At 70.4% G+C, this 21,374-nt stretch carries 21 protein-coding genes; 3 read left to right on the top strand and 18 right to left on the bottom strand.

Features of this window, described 5'->3' with window-relative positions; genetic code table 11:
• Positions 1–7 precede the first annotated feature (7 nt).
• Positions 8–1,111: a serine/threonine protein kinase gene (locus ACI7BZ_RS14040; protein ID WP_414117801.1), complete on the top strand. Its 1,104-nt coding sequence runs from the start codon at positions 8–10 to the stop codon at positions 1,109–1,111.
• Positions 1,112–1,214: 103 nt separating this feature from the next.
• Here the strand turns inward: ACI7BZ_RS14040 and ACI7BZ_RS14035 are convergent, their stop codons facing one another.
• The 17 genes from ACI7BZ_RS14035 to ACI7BZ_RS13955 all read right to left on the bottom strand — a co-directional run bounded on the left by ACI7BZ_RS14035 (position 1,215) and on the right by ACI7BZ_RS13955 (position 17,426).
• A complete protein-coding gene (locus tag ACI7BZ_RS14035; RefSeq protein WP_414117799.1) occupies positions 1,215–2,090 on the bottom strand; it encodes a phytoene/squalene synthase family protein in 876 nt (291 codons plus the stop codon).
• 10 nt (positions 2,091–2,100) lie between these two features.
• Positions 2,101–2,481, bottom strand: coding sequence for an Mth938-like domain-containing protein (locus ACI7BZ_RS14030; RefSeq protein ID WP_414117797.1), 381 nt, complete (start codon positions 2,479–2,481; stop codon positions 2,101–2,103).
• A gap of 4 nt (positions 2,482–2,485) precedes the next feature.
• On the bottom strand, positions 2,486–3,595 hold the full coding sequence (gene secF, locus ACI7BZ_RS14025; protein ID WP_414117795.1) for a protein translocase subunit SecF: 1,110 nt from the start codon (positions 3,593–3,595) through the stop codon (positions 2,486–2,488).
• A gap of 13 nt (positions 3,596–3,608) precedes the next feature.
• Positions 3,609–5,216 carry a protein translocase subunit SecD gene (secD, locus tag ACI7BZ_RS14020; protein ID WP_414117794.1) on the bottom strand — a complete coding sequence of 536 codons (1,608 nt, stop codon included), beginning with the start codon at positions 5,214–5,216 and terminating at the stop codon, positions 3,609–3,611.
• A 27-nt stretch (positions 5,217–5,243) separates the two neighbouring features.
• The gene (yajC, locus tag ACI7BZ_RS14015) at positions 5,244–5,591 is read right to left on the bottom strand and encodes a preprotein translocase subunit YajC (protein ID WP_414117792.1); all 348 of its coding nucleotides are present in this window, start codon (positions 5,589–5,591) and stop codon (positions 5,244–5,246) included.
• 167 nt (positions 5,592–5,758) lie between these two features.
• Positions 5,759–6,526, bottom strand: a complete 768-nt coding sequence (gene surE, locus ACI7BZ_RS14010) for a 5'/3'-nucleotidase SurE (protein ID WP_414117790.1) — start codon at positions 6,524–6,526, stop codon at positions 5,759–5,761.
• Positions 6,527–6,750: 224 nt separating this feature from the next.
• Entirely contained in the window at positions 6,751–8,223 is a 1,473-nt protein-coding gene (gene serS, locus ACI7BZ_RS14005; protein WP_414117789.1) for a serine--tRNA ligase, read from the bottom strand.
• 215 nt (positions 8,224–8,438) lie between these two features.
• Complete coding sequence (gene tatC / locus ACI7BZ_RS14000) at positions 8,439–9,248, bottom strand: twin-arginine translocase subunit TatC (protein ID WP_414117788.1); 810 nt, start codon at positions 9,246–9,248, stop codon at positions 8,439–8,441.
• The gene (gene tatB, locus ACI7BZ_RS13995; protein ID WP_414117786.1) at positions 9,245–9,775 is read right to left on the bottom strand and encodes a Sec-independent protein translocase protein TatB; all 531 of its coding nucleotides are present in this window, start codon (positions 9,773–9,775) and stop codon (positions 9,245–9,247) included. The genes tatC and tatB overlap by 4 nt, the downstream gene beginning before the upstream one ends.
• A 59-nt stretch (positions 9,776–9,834) precedes the next feature.
• Positions 9,835–10,068, bottom strand: coding sequence for a twin-arginine translocase TatA/TatE family subunit (locus ACI7BZ_RS13990; protein WP_414117785.1), 234 nt, complete (start codon positions 10,066–10,068; stop codon positions 9,835–9,837).
• 65 nt (positions 10,069–10,133) lie between these two features.
• Positions 10,134–11,204: an ABC transporter ATP-binding protein gene (locus ACI7BZ_RS13985; protein ID WP_414117783.1), complete on the bottom strand. Its 1,071-nt coding sequence runs from the start codon at positions 11,202–11,204 to the stop codon at positions 10,134–10,136.
• A 45-nt stretch (positions 11,205–11,249) separates the two neighbouring features.
• Entirely contained in the window at positions 11,250–11,996 is a 747-nt protein-coding gene (gene scpB / locus ACI7BZ_RS13980) for an SMC-Scp complex subunit ScpB (protein ID WP_414117782.1), read from the bottom strand.
• The gene (locus ACI7BZ_RS13975) at positions 11,993–12,823 is read right to left on the bottom strand and encodes a segregation and condensation protein A (protein WP_414117781.1); all 831 of its coding nucleotides are present in this window, start codon (positions 12,821–12,823) and stop codon (positions 11,993–11,995) included. Before ACI7BZ_RS13975 ends, scpB begins: the two co-directional genes overlap by 4 nt.
• 2 nt (positions 12,824–12,825) lie before the next feature.
• On the bottom strand, positions 12,826–13,839 hold the full coding sequence (nagZ, locus tag ACI7BZ_RS13970; RefSeq protein ID WP_414117779.1) for a beta-N-acetylhexosaminidase: 1,014 nt from the start codon (positions 13,837–13,839) through the stop codon (positions 12,826–12,828).
• A 146-nt stretch (positions 13,840–13,985) separates the two neighbouring features.
• Positions 13,986–15,200 carry a peptidoglycan DD-metalloendopeptidase family protein gene (locus tag ACI7BZ_RS13965; protein ID WP_414117777.1) on the bottom strand — a complete coding sequence of 405 codons (1,215 nt, stop codon included), beginning with the start codon at positions 15,198–15,200 and terminating at the stop codon, positions 13,986–13,988.
• Between the two features lie 190 nt (positions 15,201–15,390).
• On the bottom strand, positions 15,391–16,620 hold the full coding sequence (locus tag ACI7BZ_RS13960) for an alpha/beta hydrolase (RefSeq protein WP_414117775.1): 1,230 nt from the start codon (positions 16,618–16,620) through the stop codon (positions 15,391–15,393).
• A 146-nt stretch (positions 16,621–16,766) separates the two neighbouring features.
• A complete protein-coding gene (locus ACI7BZ_RS13955) occupies positions 16,767–17,426 on the bottom strand; it encodes a protein-L-isoaspartate(D-aspartate) O-methyltransferase (RefSeq protein WP_414117773.1) in 660 nt (219 codons plus the stop codon).
• 122 nt (positions 17,427–17,548) lie between these two features.
• Here ACI7BZ_RS13955 and recG point away from each other — a divergent pair, with 122 nt between their 5' ends.
• Positions 17,549–19,642, top strand: coding sequence for an ATP-dependent DNA helicase RecG (recG, locus tag ACI7BZ_RS13950; RefSeq protein ID WP_414117772.1), 2,094 nt, complete (start codon positions 17,549–17,551; stop codon positions 19,640–19,642).
• Positions 19,643–19,755: 113 nt separating this feature from the next.
• Entirely contained in the window at positions 19,756–20,133 is a 378-nt protein-coding gene (locus ACI7BZ_RS13945) for a YbaN family protein (RefSeq protein ID WP_414117770.1), read from the top strand.
• A 9-nt stretch (positions 20,134–20,142) separates the two neighbouring features.
• On the opposite strand, the gene ACI7BZ_RS13940 is transcribed toward ACI7BZ_RS13945, so the two are convergent.
• Entirely contained in the window at positions 20,143–21,348 is a 1,206-nt protein-coding gene (locus ACI7BZ_RS13940) for a GGDEF domain-containing protein (protein WP_414117768.1), read from the bottom strand.
• Between the last annotated feature and the right edge of the window lie 26 nt (positions 21,349–21,374).

Raw genomic sequence — 21,374 nt, 5'->3', positions numbered from 1 at the left:
GGCGGGCATGCCACGCCTCATCAGCCCGCCGCCGCCCGTGGAATACCGCGCCGACCCGGCCCGTTTCGCCGTGGACACGGTGCTGAAGCGCGACGTCTTCTCCACCGTGGAGCGCGGCACCTGGACCGACGTCCAGGGCCGGCCCTGGCCCGCCGTGCGCCGCCGCTGGAACGAGGTGTCCGTCTGGCTCGCGCCCCTCGCCCGCCAGCTGGCCGCCTTCGAGGTGAAGGCCCTGGAGCGGGTGACCCGCACCGGCGTGACGACGCCGCTTCTCGCCGTGGGCGATCGCTTCCTCGTGCGCGGCTGGGTGGAGGGGGTGCCGCTGCAGATTGCGCGGCCGGCGGGCGACCTGCATTTCTTCCAGTCGGCGAAGGGCGCCCTGCACCTGCTGCACCGCGCCGGCTATGCGCATAACGACCTCGCCAAGCAGCAGAACTGGCTGCGCGGGGCGGATGGCGAAGCCTGGCTCATGGATTTCCAGCTGGCGCTGCCCATCAGCCGGCGCTGGAAGCTCGGCCGGGTGCTGGCCTATGAGGACCTGCGCCACCTTTTGAAGCACAAGCGCACCTATTGCCCGCAGGCGCTCACCCCCCGCGAGAAGAAGATGCTGGCCACCAAGAGCGTGCCCACGCGCATCTGGATGGCCACCGGCAAGAAGCTGTACCGCTTCGTCACCCGCCGCCTCATGTCCTATTCGGACACCGAGGGCCGCGGCCCGCGGGTGACGCAGGTGGGCCCGCGCATCGCCGCCGCCCTCGCCGCCCACCCAGCCGTGGCCGAGGTGCATATGGCGGATTTCCAGACGCTGGGTGGCAAGGTGGGCCTTTATGCCTTCGTGGCGCCGCGCCAAAGCGTGACGGTGGAGGCGCTGCGCGCCCATCTCGCCGCCGCCCTGCCAGATCGCCCCCACCTCGACCACCTCCAGCTGGTGGAAGCCCTGCCCCACGGCCCCGATGGCGCCGTGCGCGACGACCTCCTGCTGCTGGTGGCCCGCAACCAGATCGAGATGCTGGACCAATTGGCCGGATCGCCGGAAACCCGCGCCCTGCTGGCGCAGATCGCCCGCGGCCGGCTGAACCTGACCGATCGCATCACCCGCCCGGCAGCGTAGGGGGCGCCGTCGCGCCGCAAAGATGCGGCCGGCGCCTCACCGTTCAAGACCCGCGCGTTCTTCCCGCGCCCCGCACCGCGACGGGATTTGCCCGGAACGCCCCTCAGAACCAGGCCTTGCCCGCCGCCGCCCGGCGCGCCGCGCGCCAGAGGGCGAACTGGCGGCGGAAGGGGGAAAGCCCCGCCACCGCACGGAAGGGATCGGTGACCCGCGACAGGGCCTTCAGGTCCCCGGCCACCAGCGCCAGCGGCAGGTAGGGGGCGGCCAGCGCGGCGGCCGGCCCCAGCGCGCGGGCGGCAGCCGCGGCGGCGTCAAGATGGCGGCGGGCCTGCGCGCGCCAGTCGTCCAGGGCGGCCAGAAGCGGCGGCGTCACCTGCCCCGAAACCGCCGCCTCGCGGCCGATGCCATGGCGCGCCAGAAGGTCCAGGGGCAGGTAGCACTGGCCCCGCGCCGCATGGATGGGAAAGGCCCGCATCAGGCCGGTCATGGCAATGGCCACGCCGCCATGGCCGGAAAGGTCGCCCGCCGCCGCGGCCCGGTCCGGCGCGAGGACGAGGGCGGACAATTGCAGCAAAGCGCAGGCGGTTTCCCCCGCATAGCCTTCCAGATCGGCCACGGTCGGCATGGGGTCGTCATAAAGGTCGAAGATGCGGGCGTCGGCCAAAGCCAGCAGGCTTGCCCGCGGCAAGGCGAAGCGCGCCACCGTGTCGAGGAGCGCCGCCGCCACGGGATGCCCCTCCACCTCGCCGCGCCCCTCCCCTTCGATCACCTCCCGCCACCAGGCGAGCCGCACCTCGCCGGGCAGGGCCTCGCGCACCACTTCGCGCACCCGGGCCACGTCCAGATTGTAGGCATAAAGGGCGAGGAGGTGCCGGCGAAGCTCCTGGGGCGCGAACAGGGCGGCGAGGAAGCGGTCCTTGTCCTGGGCGCGAACCTGGTCGGCGCAATAGGCATAGGCGGCTTCAAGGGTGTCGGACATGGTGCCCGGCCTAGAAGGCGATGAGGGCGGCGCCCACCCGCCGGCCCTCGGAGAGGAGCACATTGTAGGTGGCGGCGGCGGACGGGGTGGGCATCAGCTCGAAGCGCAGGCCCTTGTCCCGCAGCAACTGCTTCTGCGGCTCCTTCAGGTGGGCCGGATCGCGCCCGGTGCCAATGAACAAAAGCTCGAAGGCATCCGCCTCCGCCAGGATGGGGGCGAGGGCGGCGCGATCCACCTCCGCCATGCGCGCCACCGGCCAGGGCCGGATGCCCGACGGCAGGGCGAGGATGGAACCGGCATGGGACATGCCGGCGAAGTGGAAGAAGCTGTCGCCATAGCCGTCGATGGTCACCTGCCGCGGCAGGAATGGCGCGGAGGGCGGCAGGGCCACCGGATCAGGCCTTGGCGGGTTTGGACGGCGGCCGCTTGCCGGGGCGCCCGCCCTTGCCCTTGGGCGCCGTGGCGGCCGAGGCCGCAGGCTTGGATTCCGCGGGCTTCGCTTCCACAGGCTTTGCTTCCGCCGTGGCTGCGGCCTCCGCCTCCAGGAGCTTGGCCGTCTCGTCCACGTTCAGCACCTCCTCCGGCTCGCCGCCCTTGGCCGGGGCCACGGTGGAGGCGCGCAGGCCGAGATGGATGAGGATGGGCGCCGCCACGAAGATGGTGGAATAGGTGCCGATCACCACGCCCACCGTCATGGCCAGGGAGAAGCCGCGCAGCACCTCGCCGCCGAAGAAATACAGCGCGAGGGTGGCGAAGAAGGTGGTGGTGGAAACGATGATGGTGCGCGAGAAGGTGGCATTCACCGCGATATCGAGCAATTCCGGGAGCGGCAGCTTCTTGTAGCGGCGCAGCATCTCGCGGATGCGGTCGTACACCACCACCGTGTCGTTGAGCGAATAGCCCATGATGGTGAGGATGGCGGCAATGGAGGTGAGGTCGAAGTCGATCCCCAGCGCCGAATAGATCATCAGCGTGACGAAGATGTCGTGCATCGTCGTCACCAGCGCGCCCACCGCGAACTGCCACTCGAAGCGGAACCAGAGATAGGCCAGCACCGCCACCGCGCCCAGCACCAGCGCCAGGATGGACTGGCGCACCAGCTCCCCGGACACGCTGGGCCCCACGGTTTCCACGCGGCGGATGCTGTATTCGGTGCCCAGCACATCCTTCACCTTGGTGAGGATGGCCTGCTGCGCCTCGTCGGAGGCGCCGAACGCGCCGACGCGGATCAGCACGTCGCGCGGGGAGCCGAATTCCTGGATCTGCACGTCGCCCACGTCGAGGTCGGTCAGGTGCTCGCGCAGGGCGCCGATGTCGGCCTGCTGCTGGCTGGTCTGCGCCTCGATGAGGGTGCCGCCGCGGAAGTCGATGCCGAGGTTGAACCCGACGGTGATGAACAGCACCACCGCGACGATGGAGAGCAGCGCCGAGAACGGGAACGTCCAGTGGCGCAGGCGCATGAAATGGATGTTCGTCTGCGCCGGAATGTAGTCGATCAAAGGCATGTGCGGCGCACCTTCAGATGGGCAGCTTCGCCGGCCGCCGCCACTTCACCCAATAGGCGATCATGAGCCGCGTCAGGGTGTAGGCGGTGAACATGGTGGTCAGAAGGCCGAGGATGTAGGTGACCGCGAAGCCGCGGACCGGACCCGACCCGCCCATGAGGAACAGGATGACCGCCGTGGCGAGCGAGGTGATGTTGGCGTCGAGGATGGTGCCGAGGGCGTTCACGAAGCCCTTGTCGATGGCCGAGATGGCGGAGCGCCCTTCGCGCGCCTCGTCGCGCATGCGCTCGAAGATGACGACGTTGGAATCCACCGCCATGCCGATGGTGAGCACCACGCCGGCGATGCCCGGCAGGGTCAGCGTCGCCCCCAGCACCGATTGCAGGGAGAACATCAGCATGATGTGCACGGCCAGCGCCACCAGGGCGAACAGGCCGAACAGGCCGTAGACCGACACCATGAACACCGCCACGAGGCCGGTGGCCACATAGGCGGCCACCTTGCCGGCCTCGATGGAATCGGCGCCCAGGCTCGGGCCCACCGTGCGCTCCTCCACCACCTTCAGCGGCGCCGGCAGGGCGCCGGCGCGCAGCAGGATGGCAAGGTCGTTGGCCTGCTGCACGGTGAAGGAGCCGGAAATCTGGCCTGAGCCCTGCAGGATCGGCTCGCGGATCACCGGCGCGGAAATCACCTGGTTGTCGAGCACGATGGCGAACGGCCGGCCCACCGCATCCTGGGTGGTGGCGGCGAAGCGGCGGGCGCCGTTGTTGTTGAAGCGGAAGGAGACGATGGGCTCGCGGCTGGTCTGGTCGAAGCCCGGCTGGGCGTCCACCAGATCCTCGCCGGAAACGCGCACCTGCTTTTCCACCAGATAGGGCTGGCCGTCCTGGCCCTGGAGCACTTCGGATTCCGGCGGCGGGCGGCCTTCCAGCGCCTGCTGCGGCGACATGGACTGGTCCACCATGCGGAAGGAGAGCTTGGCGGTCTGGCCCAGCAGGTTCTTCAGCCGCTGCGGGTCCTGCAGGCCCGGCACCTGCACCAGGATGCGATCCACGCCCTGGCGCTGGATGTTGGGCTCCACCGTGCCCAGCTGGTCGATACGCCGGCGGATGATCTCGATGGACTGGTCCACCGCCCCGCGCATGCGCGCCGTGAGGCCGGCTTCGGTGAGCTGCACGCTGATGGCGCCGTCGGCGGCGGAGGCCACCGTGAGGTCCATTTCGCCGGAACTGTTGCCGAACAGGTCGCCGGTGACCGGGGCGGCGAGCTTGCGCAGCTCGGTCACGGCCTTCTGGGTGTCGGCGGCATCGCGCAGGCGCAGGCTCACCGTGGTGTCGCGCACGGCGAGGTTGGAATAGCCGATCTTCTGGTCGCGCAGCACGCGGCGCACTTCGTCGCGCACCTGCTCGGCGCGTTCCTTGCGGAGCGCCGCGCCATCCACCTCAAGCAGGATGTGCGAGCCGCCCTGCAGGTCGAGGCCCAAAGTGACGCGGCTGGACGCGAGCCAGGTGGGCAGATGCGCCAGCACGCTCTGGGGCAGCACGTTGGGCAGCGCGAACAGGAGGCCGACGGCGATGGTGATGAGAATCGCCGCGGTCTTGAGGCGGGAGAAATGCAACATGTCGCGCGCTTATCTCGTTCTGAAGAATCAGGCGGCGGACGTCTCGTCCTTCGCCGGCTCGCCCTTGGCGCGCACGGTGGCGATCTGCGAGCGCAGCTGGCGCACACGCACGTTGTCGGCGATCTGCAGCTCGATCTCGGCCTCGTCCACCACGCGGGTGACCTTGCCCACGAGCCCGCCGGCGGTGACCACCACGTCGCCGCGGCGCAGGGCCGTCACCATTTCCTGGTGGGCCTTGGCGCGCTTCTGCTGCGGGCGCAGGATGAGGAAGTACATCACCACGAAGATCAGCAGGAACGGAGCAAGCTGAATGAGCATGTCGGCCCCGCCGCCGGCTCCCGTGGCGCCTTGGGCGAATGCGGGCGTAATGAACATTTGCGTCCTCGTTCGTCTGTGATGGGAAGTTTGCGCCGCGCCGGGCTCCGGCGAAGCGGCGGGACTATAGCCGCCGCCCCGTCGAATGCAAACGATGGGCCGGATAGATCACGCAGCTGTTGAAAAGGCAACCGCGCCGGCACCCCGTCGGCGGTGCCAAGGACGGCTTATTTGCCCTCGAACAGCAGAGCGAGGCGGGTCATCTGCGGCTCGTCGGTCATGTCGAGGCGCAGCGGGGTGACGGAGATGCGTCCCTCGTCCAGCGCCCGCAGGTCCGAGCCGGGGGCGGTCTCGAAGATGCGGCGCTCGAAGGCGATCCAGTAATAGGGATTGTTGCGGCCGTCCCGGCGCGCGTCGATGCGCATGAGCTTCTGGTCGCGCTTGCCCTGGAAGGTGGCGGCGATGCCGGCCACCTCCTGCGGCGCGCGGTCCGGGAAATTCACGTTCATCACGATGCCGGGGGGAATGCCCTCCTCCAGCAGGTGGCGGATCACCTTTGGGGCGTGGGCCTCGGCGGTGGCGTAGCTGGGATTTTCCCGGGTGGTCACGCCGAAGGCCTGCGACAAGGCGATGGAGGCAATGCCCAGGATGGTGCCCTCGATGGCCCCCGCCACGGTGCCGGAATAGCTCACGTCCTCGGCGATGTTCTGGCCGCGGTTGACGCCGGAGAGCACGAGGTCCGGCGGGGTGTCGGCCATCAGGTGCCGCACCGCCATGATGACGCAGTCCGTGGGCGTGCCCTTCACCGCGAAGCGCCGCTCCTCGATCTGCCGCAGGCGCAGGGGGTCGGACAGGGACAGGGAATGGGCGACGCCGGACTGGTCGAATTCGGGCGCCACCACCCACACGTCGTCGGTGAAGCTGCGGGCAATGGCGGCGCAGGCATCGAGGCCCGGGGCGTGGATGCCGTCGTCATTGGTGACCAGGATGCGCATCGTGTGTTCCTCTGTGCGGTCAGGCCGCGATTTCTTGGGACCGCAACGCAGGCCCCCTTCCCCACCAGAGCGTCATCCCCCGGCTTGACCGGGGGATCCATCGTGCCGATGGGCCGCCGATCGCGGGGCAGTCACCGGTCGGCGGGGCGGTCAAGGGTCCTCCGGTCAAGCCGGAGGACGACGGTGGTGACGGGAAGACAGCGGCGACGGGAGCCTTGAGCCCCCTATTTCAGTCTCTCGATTCGCGTCAGCCCGCCCATATAGGGCAGCAATGCTTCCGGTACCGTGACGGAGCCGTCCGCGTTCTGGTAAGTTTCCAGCACCGCCACCAGCGCCCGTCCCACCGCCACGCCCGAGCCGTTGAGCGTATGGACGAAGCGCGGGCCTTTTCCTTCCGCCGGGCGGTAGCGGGCATTCATGCGCCGGGCCTGGAAATCGCCGCACACCGAGCAGGAGGAAATTTCGCGAAAGGCGTTCTGCCCCGGCAGCCAGACCTCGATGTCGTAGGTCTTCTGCGAGGCGAAGCCCATGTCGCCGGTGCAGAGCGTGACCACGCGATAGGCGAGGCCGAGCTTCTGCAGCACCGCCTCGGCGCAGGCGAGCATGCGCTCGTGCTCCTCGGCGGATTTCTCCGGCGCGGTGATGGAAACCAGCTCCACCTTGGTGAACTGGTGCTGGCGGATCATGCCGCGGGTGTCGCGCCCCGCCGCGCCGGCTTCCGCGCGGAAGCAGGGGGTGCAGGCGGTGAGGCGCAGGGGGAGTTCTTCTTCCGAAAGGATGGATTCGCGGACGAGGTTGGTGAGGGGGACTTCGGCGGTGGGGATGAGCCAATGCCGATCTGGATCAGAATCCAGAGCGAGCGACTCCATTTGGTAGGTTTTTGCGTAAGCAATCCCTTCGCGCTCAGCATGCCCCAAAACGATATCTCGGGACAACTCAATCAATGCCTTATAATTCTCCGTAAACGCTGGGATCGAATAAGCTAAAAACTGGTCATCGAAAAATTTCGGAAGCTGCGCGGTTCCGTACATGGTGTGATCCCGCACCAACAGCGGCGGGTTCACTTCCATATAGCCGCCGATGCCGTCCTTCTCCGGCGCCGTATGCACATCCAGGAAGAACTGCCCCAGCGCGCGCTCTAGGCGGGCCAGCGGCCCCTTGTTCACCACGAAGCGCGCGCCGGAGAGCTTGGCGGCGGTTTCGAAATCCATCTGGCCGAGCGCCTCGCCGATCTCGAAATGCTGTTTCGGCGCAAAGCCCAGCGTCGCGGCGGTGCGCACCGTGCCGATGCGGCGGATCTCCACATTGCCGTCCTCGTCCGCCCCGTCCGGCACGTCGGGGAGCGGGACATTGGGGATGGCGGCGAGTTCGTCCTCCAGCGCCTTCTCGATGCGCTTGGCCTCGGCCTCCAGCGCCGGCACGTCCTCCTTCAGCTTGGCCACCTCGGCCATGAGGGCGGCGGCGGTGGCCTCGTCCTTCTTCGCCTTGGCGGCGCCGATCTCCTTGGAGGCGGCGTTGCGGCGGGCGAGCAGGGCTTCCAGGGTGGTGAGGGTGGCGCGGCGCTCCTCGTCGAGGCCGCGCAGCTTGTCCACCAGCGCCTTTGCCGCCCCCCGCGCCGCGTCGGAATTGCCGCCGCGCCGCGCCAGCGCGTTCACGAGCCCGTCCGGCTCGTCCCGGATCCATTTGATGTCGTGCATGGCAAGCTCCGCCGGGCCCCTCGGGGCCTATTGGGGCAGCGCGTCTTGCCCCTGACCACCGTCATGCCCCGGCTTGACCGGGGCATCCATCGTGCCGCCGAGCGCCGGCACGCGCGGATGCGTGGACCCCCCGGTCAAGCCGGGGGATGACGGGCGGAAGGGAAGGCGCGCGCCCGAAAAATCCTGACAAACCGGAACAGGCCCCGCGGTCCGCCTCAGTTGGCCGTGGAGGCGTCGGCCGCATTGCGCGCCGCCTCTTCGGCCATCCGCCGCTTCTCGACGATACCCACCAGATAGACCGACACCTCGTAGAGAAGCAGCGTCGGCAGGGCAAGGGAGAGCTGGCTGATGACATCCGGCGGGGTCAGCACCGCCGCCGCCACGAACACGCCCACGATGGCGTAGCGGCGTGCCTTGCGCAGCATGTCCTGCGTCACGATGCCGATGCGCCCCAGCAGCGTCAGGATCACCGGCAGCTGGAAGCAGATGCCGAAGGCCAGGATGAGGGTGGTGATGAGGGAGAGATATTCCGACACCTTGGGCAGCAGCGAGATTTCCGCCTGCCCCTCCCCGCCCGCCTGCTGCATGCCCAGAAAGTAGGTCATGGCCAGCGGCATGGCGACGAAATAGACGAACGCCGCGCCGATGAGGAAGCAGATGGGGGTGGCCACCAGATAGGGCCGGAAGGCGTTCTTCTCGTGCTTGTAGAGGCCCGGCGCCACGAACATGTAGATCTGCGTCGCCACCACCGGAAAGGAGATGAAGGCCGCCCCGAACATGCCGAGCTTGATCTGGGTGAACAGGAACTCCTGCGGCGCGGTGTAGATGAGCTTCACGCCCGGCGCGAAGCCCGATGCAAACTCATAGGGCCACAGCAGGATATTGTAGATCTGCTTGGCGAAGGTGAAGCACAGGAAGAAGGCCAGCAGGAAGGCCACCACCGATTTGATGAGCCGCGCGCGCAGCTCCACCAGATGCTCGATGAGGGGGGCCTTGGAGGCGTCGATCTCGTCCTCGTCGCTCATGACGCGCCCTTGGTCTCGCCCGCACCGGCGGCGGGACGGGGAGCGGCCGGCGCCGCATCCATCGTGCGGCGGATCTCGTCGCGGATGGCCTGCATGGCGTCAAGGGTCTCCGGGGTGGCGGCGGGCGGCGCGATCGCCGGAAGGTCGGCGGCGGGAAAGTCAGGCACGCCGGCATCGGGCGGCACCGCATCGGGCGCGGGCGCATCCGGCGCGGGCGGCTTGGCGGTGGCGCCTTCCACGGTGCTGCGGATGTCCTCGCGGATGGAGCGCAGCGGGTCGAACATTTCGGATGTGGCGAGGGTGGAGCGGGCGCTCTCGGTCACGTCCGAGATTTCCTTGCGCATGTCCGCAAGGTCGGCCTCGCGCAGGGCCTCCTGGAACTGGCCCTGGAACTCGCCGGCCATGCGGCGCAGCTTCGTCACCGTGCGGCCCACGGTGCGCAGCACCGAGGGCAGCTCCTTGGGGCCGATGACGATCAGCGCGACAATGCCGATCAACATCAGCTCGGACCAGCCGATCTCGAACATGGAAGCCTCAAGCCGGCGGCCGAGCCGCCGCCCTCCTCGGGTTCAGGGGAAGGCCGTCCTCAGACGGCCTTCTTCTCGGCCTCGGGGGCAGCGGATGCCTGGTGCGGAAGCGGGCGCGGCGCCTCGGGCGGGGTCTGCGCCTTCGCCGGCTCGTCGTCCTCCGCCATGCCCTTCTTGAAGGACTTGATGCCCTTCGCCACGTCGCCCATCAGATCGGAGATCTTGCCGCGACCGAACAGGAGGAGCACCACGGCCAGCACCACGATCCAGTGCCAGATGCTCATCGAACCCATTTAACCGTCCTCCAAGGGGTGGCAGGTCCCGGCGCCCGGCGCACAGGATGCTTCGGACCGCGAGACTAGGCCCCGCCCGCGGCGAAAACAAGGACTTCGCCGGGGTCCACCCAAAGCCCCACATCCTGGCCTTTTGCCGCAGTTCCCGCGTCCCGCAGGCGGGCCACGAGGGGCCGCTCCAGCCCGTCCACGATCACTTCCACGAGATCGAGCTCGCCCAGAAAGCGCCGCTCAAGCACCCGTCCGGCGATGCCACGGCCGGCCCGCTCCAGCCGCAGCCCCTGCGGCCGGATCGCCACCGTCACCAGCCCGTCCGCACATCCCGCCGGCGCCGGAAAGCCGCCCAAAAGGGTCTCCACCCGCCCGCCGCTGGCCACCGCCTCGAACTCGTTCAGTTCGCAGAAGAAGCGGGCGACGCCGATGTCCGCCGGCGCGCGGTAGAGCTCGGCCGGCGGCCCCAGCTGGATCAATTCGCCCCGGCGCAGCAGCGCGATGCGGTCGGCAAGGCGCATGGCCTCTTCGGGATCGTGGGTGACGATGATGGCGGTGGCCTTCGCGTCCCGCAGCACGGCGAGGGTGTCGGCGCGCACCTGGTCGCGCAGGCGCCGGTCCAGGCCCGAGAACGGCTCGTCGAGCAGCAGGATGCCCGGCCGCGGCGCCATGGCCCGCGCCAGCGCCACGCGCTGCTGCTGGCCGCCGGACAATTCGTGCGGGTAGGCCTCCGCCACATCGCTCAGGTCCACCCGGGAAAGCGCCAGCAGCGCCTCGCGCTCGGCCTCGGGGCGCTTCAGGTCGCAAAGGCCGAACATGACGTTCTGAAGGTTGGTGAGGTGGGGAAACAGGGCATAATCCTGGAACACGAGGCCGACGCCCCGCCGCTCCGGCGGCACGAAGGTGCCCGGCCCCGCCACCACCTGGCCATCCACCAGGATGCGGCCCGCATCCGGCCGCTCGATGCCGGCGGCAAGCCGCAGCAGGGAGGTCTTGCCGCAGCCCGACTGGCCCAGCAGGCAGACCACCTCCCCCGGCCGGATCTCAAGACTGACCCCCCGCACGGCTTCGACCCCGCCATAAGCGAGTTCCACGGCCTCGAAGGTCAGGCCCTTGGCGATGGACGCCGGCGTGCGGCTACGCACGATGCTTTCCTCCTGATCCCCGGCCAGCACGCAGATCGCCTCCCCTCATGCACCCTCTTGCGCCCGTGCGCCGTCGCTTTCCTCGTCCTCGTCGCCCGAGGGCGGCGGGGCGAGGGAGAAATCCAGCGGCTCGGCCTCCATCGCCTCCTCGTCCTCGCGCAGCGCAGGATCGTCGGAGGGCAGCGGAATGCCGAAGCCGGCGGGCAGGCGGGCGTCGATGAGTCCGGCGCCCCTCAGTTCGTCCAGCCCCGGCAGGTCCTGCACCTGGTCGAGGCCGAACTGCACCAGGAAAGCCGGCGTGGTGCCATAGGTCACCGGGCGGCCCGGCGCCTTGCGGCGGCCGCGCAGACGCACCCAGCCGGATTCCAGCAGCACGTCAAGGGTGCCCTTGGAGGTGGAGACGCCGCGGATGTCCTCGATCTCCGCCCGCGTCACCGGCTGGTGATAGGCGATGATGGCCAGCACCTCCACCGCGGCCCGCGAGAGCTTGCGCGGCTCCGGCGCGCGGCCCGCCAGCACATGGGCAAGGTCGGGCGCGGTGCGCAGCATCCAGCCCCCCGCCGCCTTGACGATGTTGACGCCGCGCCGCGCATAATCGGCCGCGAGCGCCTCCATGAGCGCGTCGATGTCGGCCCCCGGCGAGAGATGGGGGACGAGGGCGCGCGCCTCCACCGGGCCGGAGGAGGTGAACAGCAAGGCCTCGATGGTCCTCAGGTCGCGCGCGAACGCATAGGCGCGCTCGTCCTCCGGGCGCACGTCGAACAGGTCGATGCGCGGGGCGGGACGGTTCATGTCTCCTCTCCGGGCGGAACGGGGTCCGCCACGCGCGGCTTCAGCCAGAGCGGGGCGAAGGGGGCATCCTGCCGGATGTCCAGCATCCCCTCGCGCACCATCTCCAGGCTGGCCGAAAAGCTCGATGCAAGCGCGGTTGCCCGCTGCTCGGGTTCAGCCAGATAGTCTAGCAGGAATTGGTCGAGCCGCATCCATTCCCCCACCGCCTCGGCGCCCATGAGGCGCTCCAGCCGCGCCCGCGCCTCGGCCAGCGACCACACCGCCCGGGTCCGCAGCGTCACGTGGGACAGGGCCTTGGTCTGCCGCTGGCGGGTGTAGGCGGTGAGCAGATCATAGAGGGTGGCCGTGTAGGTCAGTGCCTGCTGCGGCGCGGCGTCGGGCTCCGGCACCACGCGGGGGAAGGCGTCGCGGCCGAGCTGCGGGCGGGCCATCAGCTGCTCCGCCGCCTTGCGGATGCGCTCCAGGTGGCGCAGCCGGCGGGTGAAGGCGGCGGCCAGTTCCTCGGCGCTGGGCCCTTCCTCCTGCGGCGGCGCCGGCAGCAGCAGGCGGGATTTCAGATAGGCGAGCCAGGCCGCCATCACCAGATAGTCTGCCGCCAGCTCCAGCCGGCCGCGCCGCGCCGCCTCGATGAAGGTGAGATACTGGTCGGCCAGCGCCAGGATGGAGATGCGGGTGAGGTCCACCTTCTGCACCCGGGCCAGGGCCAGCAGCAGATCGAGCGGCCCCTCGAAGCCGTCCACGTCCACGACGAAGGCCTCGTCCGCCCGCGCCTGCGACGCGCTGTCCGCGCCGAAGGCGAAGGGGTCCGGGTCCGCCTCCGCCGCCATGGTCAGGCCACCGCGCGCAGATGCGCGGCCACCGCCGCGCGCAGACCGGCCGGGTCCACCGGCTCCGGCGTGATGCGCAGGTCCAGGGCGCGCCGGGCGCGGGCCTCGGCCTCCCCCGCCAGCAGGGGCGCAGCCTGCGCCACCGCCTCCATCTCGTCCATGCGGCCGTTGCAATGCAGCAGCACGTCGCAGCCGGCGGCGAGGGCGTCGCGGGCGCGGGCCGGCATGTCGCCGGCAAGGGCGCCCATGGACAGGTCGTCGCTCATGAGGAAGCCGGAAAAGCCGATGAAGCCGCGGATCACCTCGTCCATCACCTTGCGGGAGGTGGTGGCGGGGTGGTCGGGGTCGATGTCCGCATAGACCACGTGGGCGGTCATGCCGAGGGGAAGGTCGGCCAGGTCGCGGAAGGCGGCGAAGTCCGCCTGCTCCAGCTCGGCGCGCGGCGCATTCACCCGGGGCAGGGATTCGTGGCTGTCCACCGGGGCCCGCCCATGGCCGGGAAGGTGCTTCAGCACCGGCAGCACGCCGCCTTCCAAAAGCCCCACGGCCGCGGCGCGGGCCAGCGCCGCCACCGGGCCGGGCGCGGTGCCATAGGCGCGGTTGCCGATGATGCCGTGCCCGTCGGGATGACGCAGGTCCGCCACCGGCAGGCAATCCACGTCGATGCCCAGGGCGTTGAGGTCGCACGCCATGGCCCGCGCATTGAGCCGCACCGCCTCCAGCGCCGCGGTGGCGTCCTTGAGGTAGAGCGCCCCGAACGGCTCGGCGGGCGGATAGTCCGGCCAGTGCGGCGGCCGCAGCCGCTGCACCCGGCCGCCTTCCTGGTCGATGAGCACCGGCGCGGACCAGCCCACCGCCTCGCGCAGCTCGGCGACGAGGGCGCGCACCTGCTCCGGGTCCTCCACGTTGCGGGCGAACAGGATGAAGCCCCACGGCGCCGCGGCACGAAAGAAGGCGCGTTCGTCGGAGCTGAGGCGCGGGCCGGCACAACCGGCGATGAAGGCGCGGGATGTCATGGTCTGGGCCTATAAGCGGGGGGATGTGGCGTCAAGGGCAGGGGCCGGCGTCCGGGGCCGGAGGACGCCCGGCGGCGGCAGACAAGCAAACGGCCGGGACATGCCCGGCCGTGCTGCGCGATCTGCCGCTTTGGAGCACGCGCCGATCAGAGCCCGGCGACGTAGCGGCTGGGGTCCACCGCGGTGGAGCCCTTGCGGATCTCGAAATGCAGCTGGGGCGAGTTCACGCCGCCGCTCTGGCCCGCCTTGGAGATGATCTGGCCGCGGCGCACCGTGTCGCCGCGCTTCACCGCAAGCTCGCTGTTGTGGGCATAGGCGGTCACGTAGCCGTCGGCATGCTTGATGAGCACGAGGTTGCCGTAGCCCTTCAGCTCGTTGCCGGAATAGGCCACGACGCCATCCTCCGCCGCACGCACCGCGGTGCCCTCGGGCACGGCGAAGTTCACGCCGTCATTGTGGGCGCCGCCGGGCTTGGGCCCGAAGGTGGCGATGACCCGCCCGCGCACCGGCGCGCGGAACTGGGGACCGGAGCCGGCGGCGCGGGGCGCATCGTCCGCATCCACGGCGGGGGTCACCTTGGCGGCGGTCTCCACCTTCGGCTCGGCGGCGGCCGGCTTGGCCGCCGCCGTTGCGGCCGGGGCCGGGCCACGGGCCACGGCGGGCGTGGGGGCGGCGGTCACCGGCGGCGCGGGCTGGGCGGTCACCGTGCTGGTGGGCTGGGGCTTGGCCGGCGCCACCGCCGCAGGCTTCTGCGGCACCGAAAGGGTGCCGGTGGCGGCCGCCGCCTGGGTCGGCTTGGGCGCAGCGGCCGGGACGGGGCCGCGCGCCTGGGCACTGCCATTGCCGCCGGGCGGGATGATGAGGGTCTGCCCGGTGCGCACGGTCTTGCCCGCCTCGATGCCGTTGGCGGCGCTCAGGGCGGCCACCGACACGCCATACATGCGGGAGACCGACGACAGGGTTTCGCCGGCCACCACCACATGGGTGCCGGCCGCCGCCGGACGGGCCGCCGCAGTGGCAGGAGCACCATAGGCCGGGGCACCGTAGAGCGGCTGGCCGCCGCCGGAGGAGGCATAAGAGGAGGGCGTAGCCGGCGCGCCATAGGCGCCCTGTCCCGCATTGGCCTGGCCCGGAGGCGGCAGCGCCATGGCATCCACCCGGCCGGAGGGGGCTGCGCCCACCGATCCGGTGACCTCCGGTGCGGGGGGCTGGCCCGCCGGGGGCGCATAGCCGGGGTTGGGGGAATCCGCGGCAAAGCGCGTCATGTCGGAACTGCAGCCGGCGACCGAGGCGGACACAAGCCCGATCAGCGCCAGTCGCGCGAAGACGTTACGCCCGTGAGTCTCGCTGGGAATACGCATGTGACCGAACTCGCACGCAACAAATGTTGGCCTGCAGTTAAGGGGCCCATGCGTAAACGGCTGCTTAAGTGGGGGGTGCGCCCGGCCGTGGCCCCCATGTTTCACGTCCGGCGTGACGAAACTGCCACACCCTGCCCGCCGGCACCGCGCCGCCCCGGCGCGCGGCCGGGACCCGGATGCGCGGCGCTTGTCAGCGGCCGGGGGGCACAGTGACTGCGCTTCGGCTGCTCTCGGCCGTATCCTGCACGCTGTTGCCGAGCTGCCGGACGTGTTCGCCGTAGTGCTCGCGGGTGTTTTCGTCCAGCACCGCCACCGGGGCGGCGATGACGAGGCCGGCGGCGGTGCCCACCGTGGAGGCGGCATCGGAGGTGAGCTTGATGATGTGCTCGCCCACGCCCACCCGGGAATCCGTCATGGCCTGGCCCTCGGCAAGGCGCGCGCCGATGGCCTGCACCACCTGCGGGCTGGCGGCGAACTTGCCGTGGTTGAGCGCGTCGCTGTCCGCCCGCAGCTTGGTGAGGTCGATGACGTTGATGTTGAAGCGCTCGAACTCGGTGCGGAACGGCTCCTGCTCGGGGTCCACCTGCCCCACGCGCGGCACGTCGCCCCACACCCGCCGGGAAACGGCGAGGGCCTTGTCGTCCTGCGACACGAACAGAGTGAAGGCCGGCCGCGGCTGCCCCAGCTCGGCGAGCACGGTGTAGAAGACATCCACGTCCACGTCCGGCGCGGCGAGCATCACATATTTGATCTTGGGCAGGATGCGGCCGTTGCGGATGGCCATCTGCCGCAGCGCCTCCAGCGTCACCACGTTACCCATGGAATGGGCGAGGATGGAGATTTCCCCCACGTTCGGGTCCTTGGCCATGAAGGTCAGGAGCCGCTCCAGGGCATCGCGGGAAAAAGAAGTGCTCTCCCGGTCGTAGCCATAGGCCAAGAGGGAGCCGCGCGACGGCCAGGTGAACAGCACGGGCGTCACCGGCGCGCGGGAATCATGGATGATCTGGGCGAAGCGGAACACCGCGTCGTCGAAGCGCTGGTTGTAGCCGTGCACGAACACCAGCGCCTGCCGCCCGGGCGTGCGGCGGATGCGGTCGTTGAACCACTTGATCGCCTGGTCCTGGGTGAGGGCGTCCAGCCGGGTGGTCACGAAATCGGTGGCGGGGTTGCCGGGAATGCTGCGGGGCCACTGCACGTCGCCCACCGCCCGGGCGCCGTCGGGCGGGATGGAGACCTCGATCTCGGCATAGCTCGGGGTGCGCGCCCGTTCGCCGTTGAAGATGTCCGGCCCGTCGCTGCGCTCGCGCACGGTGGCCACCACCATATTCACCCGCGCGGTGCCGGGAACGGTATCGGCAACCGGAATCAGCGCACCCGGCGGCCGGCCCCCGCAGCCGGCGACAAGGCCGGCCAGAAGCATGCACGCCAGAAACCGCCCCCCCAGGCGCCATCCGATAACCTGCAATTCACATTCTCCCGCCGCGCAACCATTCCCTCGATAGCGGACCCGCCCCCCAGCGGCAACCCGGCCGCAGGGCCACGGGGACGGGCGCCGCCGCAAATTCGCTAGAGTGTGGCCGCGGCGCCCGGCACCAGGGGCACGAAGCGCACCTTCATCAGATCGGTGCGGGTGCGCCCGGATTGCTCCTTCACGTAGCGCACCAGGGTCTGCACCTCTTCCGGCAGCCCCACCGGCATCACCAGCACGCCGCCGAACTTCAGCTGGTCCACCAGCGCCATGGGAATGTCGGGCGCGGCGGCGGTGACCAGGATGCGGTCGAACGGCGCGCGGGCCGGCATGCCCTGGATGCCGTCGCCCACATAAGCGGTGACGTTGCGCAGGCCCAGCACCTCGAAGCGCGTCTGCGCCTCGCTCACCAGGGCGCGGTAGCGATCCACCGTCACCACCCGGGCGGCGAGGTGGGAGAGAACCGCCGCATGGTATCCTGATCCCGTCCCCACCTCCAGCACCGAATGGTCGGCGGTGACGTTCAGGGCCTCGGTCATGGCGGCGACGAGGCTGGGCTGGGACATGGTCTGCCCGCAGGCGATGGGCAGGGCCACGTCGTCATAGGCATGCCGGCGCAGAAGCGGGTCCACGAACAGGGGACGCGGCACCAGCTCCATGGCGCGCAGCACGGCCACGTCGCGAATCCCCCGCTGCCGGAGGCCCAGAATGAAGGCCGCCCGTTCCGCCTGTTCGCCTTCGCTCTCGCCCGTGTTCATGCAGAATGCTCACTTCTGCCGATTAGATGTTGAAACTTATAGCAGATCGCCCACGATCTCCAGTTGAAGACGAAGACGGGCGGCTTGCGCCCCGCGGGCGGATCGGACACCCTCGCCCGGCCATGCGCCCGGACGCCCTCCTCCCGCTGTTCGCGCCCTTGACCAGCCTTTCCGGCATCGGCCCGAAGCTCATCCGCCCCTATGCGCGCCTGCTGGGGCGCGAGATGCCGCGCGTCATCGACCTTCTGTTCCACATGCCCAGCGGCTATGTGGACCGCCGCGCCCGCCCCACCATCGCCGAGGCCGTGCCGGAGAGCGATGTGACGCTGGAGGTGAAGGTGGATGCGCACCAGCCGCCGCCCCCCGGCAGCCGTGCGCCGCACCGCACCTTCGTTTCGGACGCCAGCGGCGACCTGGTGGTGGTGCATTTCAAGATCGAGCCCGCCCGCATCGAGCACATGCTGCCGGTGGGCGCCACCCGCTGGCTGTGCGGCCGCATCTCGCTCTATGACGGGATGCGGCAGATGACCCACCCCGACCGCATCCTCGATGCCGCCGGCCTCGCCCGCCTGCCCCAGGTGGAGCAAGTCTACCCGCTGGTGGAAGGCCTCGCCGCCGGCCATCTGCGCCGCGCCATGGAGGCCGCCCTGCAGCGGGTGCCGGAGTTGGCGGAATGGATCGCCGCGCCGGTCCTCGCCGCACACGGCCTGCCGCCCTTCCGGGACGCGCTCGCCCGGCTGCACCGGCCGCAATCCCCGCAGGATGCCACCCCCGCCGGCGCGCCCTGGCGGCGGCTCGCGTTCGACGAGCTGTTCGCCCATCAGCTCACCCTCGCTTTGGTGCGGGCGCAGGAGGAAAAGGCCGGCGGCCGCGCCACCAGCGGCGACGGGCGCCTGTCGCAGCGCCTTCTGGCCGCCCTGCCCTTCCGCCTCACCGGTGCGCAGGCGCAGGCCCTTGCCGCCATCCGCGCCGACCTGGCCGCCGACACGCGGATGCTGCGGCTGCTCCAGGGCGACGTGGGCTCCGGCAAGACGGTAGTGGCCCTCCTGGCCGCCGCCACCGTGGCGGAGGCCGGCCGGCAGGCGGCGCTGATGGCGCCCACCGAGATCCTCGCCCGGCAGCATCTGGAAACCATCGCCCCCCTCGCCTCCGCCGCCGGGCTTTCCACCGCCATCCTCACCGGCCGCGAGAAGGGCCGGGCGCGCGAGGCCATCCTTGCCGGCCTCGCCGACGGGCGCACGGACCTGGTGGTGGGCACCCATGCCCTCATCCAGGACGACGTGGCCTTCCGCGACCTCGCCCTGGCGGTGGTGGACGAGCAGCACCGGTTCGGCGTGGAGCAACGCCTGGCCCTGGCGCGCAAGGGCGAGGCGGTAGACATGCTGGTGATGACCGCCACCCCCATCCCCCGCACCCTCGTCCTCACCCTGTTCGGCGACATGGACTCCTGCGAGCTGCGGGAGAAGCCGCCCGGCCGCCGCCCGGTGGACACGCGCGCCCTTCCCGTGGAGCGGCTCGACGAGGTGGTGGCCGGCGTGGGCCGGGCCATGGCCGCCGGGGCGCAGGCCTATTGGATCTGCCCGCTGGTGGAGGAAACCGACACCACCGACCTTGCCGCCGCAACCGAGCGGTTCGAGGCGCTGGAAGCGGTGTTCGGCGAGACGGTGGGGCTGGTGCACGGGCGCATGTCGGGAACGGCGAAGGATGCCGCCATGGCCCGCTTCGCCTCCGGCCAGACGCGGCTTCTTGTCGCCACCACGGTGGTGGAGGTGGGGGTGAACGTGCCCAATGCGACGGTGATGGTGATCGAGCACGCCGAGCGGTTCGGCCTCGCCCAGCTCCACCAGCTGCGCGGGCGGGTGGGCCGCGGCGACAAGCCGTCGGTGTGCCTCCTGCTCTATCGCGGGCCGCTGAACGAGACGGCGAAGGCGCGCCTGGCCATCCTGCGCGAGAGCGAGGACGGCTTCCGCCTGGCCGAGGAGGACCTGCGGCTGCGAGGGGAAGGCGATGTGCTGGGCACCCGCCAGAGCGGCATGCCGGGCTTCCGTCTCGCCCGAATGGAATACCATTCGGCGGAAGTGGAGGCGGCCCGTGATGCCGCCGCCGCCCGGGTGCGGGCCGACCCCGACCTCGCCGGCCCGCAGGCCGCGCCGCTGCGCACCCTGCTGCATCTTCACGAGCGGGATGTTGCAGTGCGCTTGCTCTCGGCCGGATGAGCGGCGATGGTCCGGCCATGATGGCTGCTGCGAAACCGCCCGAACCCGCCCCGCCCGAGCCCACCCCATCCGAGTCTGCGCCGCAGGAGGCGGACGCCGGGCGGCGGCTGCGGATGCAGTGGCTGCGCGCGCAGATCTATCGCCGGCTCCTGTTCGCGGCGGGCATCGTGTTCCTGGTGGTCGGCGCCATCGGCATGGTGGTGCCCATGCTGCCGGGCACGGTCTTCCTCATCCTCGCCGCCTGGTGCTTCACCCGCTCCTCGCCGCGGTTCGAGGCGTGGCTGCTGAACCACCGCTATCTGGGACCCGGCGTCGCCCGCTGGCGGGAAACCGGCGCCATCCCGCCGGTGGTGAAGCTGTTCGCGCTGTCGAGCTTCGTCGGCACCTTCACCGGAAGCTGGTATTTCGGTGCGCCGACGCCGTTTCTGGCGGTGCTGGGGGTGGTGTTCATCCTGCTGGCGGTGTTCGTGGCCAGCCGGCCGAACCGGTGAGCGCCCCCGTCACGCATCGCCGCCGCGGCGCAGGACGATGACATTGTCTTTTCCCGGCCCCGCATCGGCCGCTTCCGGCGCCAGGCACACCTGGTTGCGCCCGGCGTGCTTGGCGGCATAGAGCGCAGCGTCTGCGCGCTCCAGCGCGGTGTGCAGAAGATCGCCCGGCCGGATGTCGGTGACGCCGATGCTGACGGTCATGGCCGGCACGTCCGCATCCGGCCGGTCCAGCGTCGCCTGGCGGATGGCTTCCGCCACCAGCCGCCCGGTCTCCCGGTTGGTCCGGGCCAGCAGGATGACGAACTCCTCTCCGCCGAGCCGCCCGATCACCGCCGCGCGCGGCGCCACATGGGCGAGAAGGCCGGCGAACCAGCGGATGGCCCGGTCGCCCGCCGCATGGCCGCCGCTGTCGTTGATGCGCTTGAAATGGTCGATGTCCAGCACCAGCAGGGCTGCCGGCAGGCTTTGGTGCGGCTCCCCGGCCAGCAGGCGCGCCGCCCGCTCCTCGAAACCGCGGCGGTTGAGCGCGCCGGAGAGCGGGTCCGTCTCCGCCGCTTCCTGAGCCTCGCGCACCACCCGGAGCACTGTCGTGATGAGCAGCGCGAACCCCGTGGCAGCAAAGAGCATGCCGGTGCTCAGCTGGGAAACCAGCGCATAGGGCGACGTGACGTACCCCCTCGGGTCGATTCCGGTGCCCAGGTGCGCTGCCAGGAACGCCTTGACCGGAAAATGCAGCGCGATGAGACCGAACAGCCCCGCCAGGACCAGATCATTGGCGCGGCGCGGGCTGTCGCGCAGCACCACCCAGACGCAGGCCCACGAGGCCAGCAGGAAGGGCGACTGGTAGGTCATCGCATAAGCGAGGGTGTTGCGGTCGAACTGGAGAAGGCCGACCGCGGCGGCGAACGTCACCGCGGCGAGGGCCCCGATCGTCCGCTTCGGCAGCCGGCTGCAGTAGAAGACGGAGAGCGCGGAAACCATCAGCACCAGCGCCGCGGAGAAACTGAAGAACGCCACCATCCACAAGGATGGCGTCCCCGCGCCCGCGGCGAGGCCGAGCCGGGCGATGGGGGTCAGCAGACCCACCGCATAGCTGGCGGCGAACCACAAGGGCGCCCGCCGGGAGGGATAAAGCCAGGCAATAGTCAGGTGGCTCGCCGCAAACAGCGCGGCGAGGACGATATTCATCACGACCAACACGGCGGAGGCGGACATAGCACTGAAGTCCTCGAGCCGCAGCC

It is taken from the genome of Xanthobacter sp. AM11, from assembly GCF_047444035.1.
Lineage (GTDB): Bacteria > Pseudomonadota > Alphaproteobacteria > Rhizobiales > Xanthobacteraceae > Xanthobacter.
The sequence above is the reverse complement of the archived record's forward strand: the minus strand, read 5'-3'. Positions and strand labels throughout refer to the sequence as shown.

Excerpts from the sequence above, each read along its gene's own strand:
- tatB (WP_414117786.1), bottom strand. The coding sequence starts at position 9,775 with ATGTTCGAGATCGGCTGGTCCGAGCTGATGTTGATCGGCATTGTCGCG.
- nagZ (WP_414117779.1), bottom strand. The coding sequence starts at position 13,839 with ATGACATCCCGCGCCTTCATCGCCGGTTGTGCCGGCCCGCGCCTCAGC.
- ACI7BZ_RS13955 (WP_414117773.1), bottom strand. The coding sequence starts at position 17,426 with ATGAACACGGGCGAGAGCGAAGGCGAACAGGCGGAACGGGCGGCCTTC.
- ACI7BZ_RS14035 (WP_414117799.1), bottom strand. The coding sequence starts at position 2,090 with ATGTCCGACACCCTTGAAGCCGCCTATGCCTATTGCGCCGACCAGGTT.
- ACI7BZ_RS13975 (WP_414117781.1), bottom strand. The coding sequence starts at position 12,823 with ATGGCGGCGGAGGCGGACCCGGACCCCTTCGCCTTCGGCGCGGACAGC.
- yajC (WP_414117792.1), bottom strand. The coding sequence starts at position 5,591 with ATGTTCATTACGCCCGCATTCGCCCAAGGCGCCACGGGAGCCGGCGGC.
- ACI7BZ_RS13940 (WP_414117768.1), bottom strand. The coding sequence starts at position 21,348 with ATGTCCGCCTCCGCCGTGTTGGTCGTGATGAATATCGTCCTCGCCGCG.
- ACI7BZ_RS13965 (WP_414117777.1), bottom strand. The coding sequence starts at position 15,200 with ATGCGTATTCCCAGCGAGACTCACGGGCGTAACGTCTTCGCGCGACTG.
- scpB (WP_414117782.1), bottom strand. The coding sequence starts at position 11,996 with ATGAACCGTCCCGCCCCGCGCATCGACCTGTTCGACGTGCGCCCGGAG.
- surE (WP_414117790.1), bottom strand. The coding sequence starts at position 6,526 with ATGCGCATCCTGGTCACCAATGACGACGGCATCCACGCCCCGGGCCTC.
- recG (WP_414117772.1), top strand. The coding sequence starts at position 17,549 with ATGCGCCCGGACGCCCTCCTCCCGCTGTTCGCGCCCTTGACCAGCCTT.
- tatC (WP_414117788.1), bottom strand. The coding sequence starts at position 9,248 with ATGAGCGACGAGGACGAGATCGACGCCTCCAAGGCCCCCCTCATCGAG.
- serS (WP_414117789.1), bottom strand. The coding sequence starts at position 8,223 with ATGCACGACATCAAATGGATCCGGGACGAGCCGGACGGGCTCGTGAAC.
- ACI7BZ_RS14040 (WP_414117801.1), top strand. The coding sequence starts at position 8 with ATGCCACGCCTCATCAGCCCGCCGCCGCCCGTGGAATACCGCGCCGAC.
- ACI7BZ_RS13960 (WP_414117775.1), bottom strand. The coding sequence starts at position 16,620 with ATGCTTCTGGCCGGCCTTGTCGCCGGCTGCGGGGGCCGGCCGCCGGGT.
- ACI7BZ_RS13990 (WP_414117785.1), bottom strand. The coding sequence starts at position 10,068 with ATGGGTTCGATGAGCATCTGGCACTGGATCGTGGTGCTGGCCGTGGTG.
- secF (WP_414117795.1), bottom strand. The coding sequence starts at position 3,595 with ATGCCTTTGATCGACTACATTCCGGCGCAGACGAACATCCATTTCATG.
- secD (WP_414117794.1), bottom strand. The coding sequence starts at position 5,216 with ATGTTGCATTTCTCCCGCCTCAAGACCGCGGCGATTCTCATCACCATC.
- ACI7BZ_RS13945 (WP_414117770.1), top strand. The coding sequence starts at position 19,756 with ATGCAGTGGCTGCGCGCGCAGATCTATCGCCGGCTCCTGTTCGCGGCG.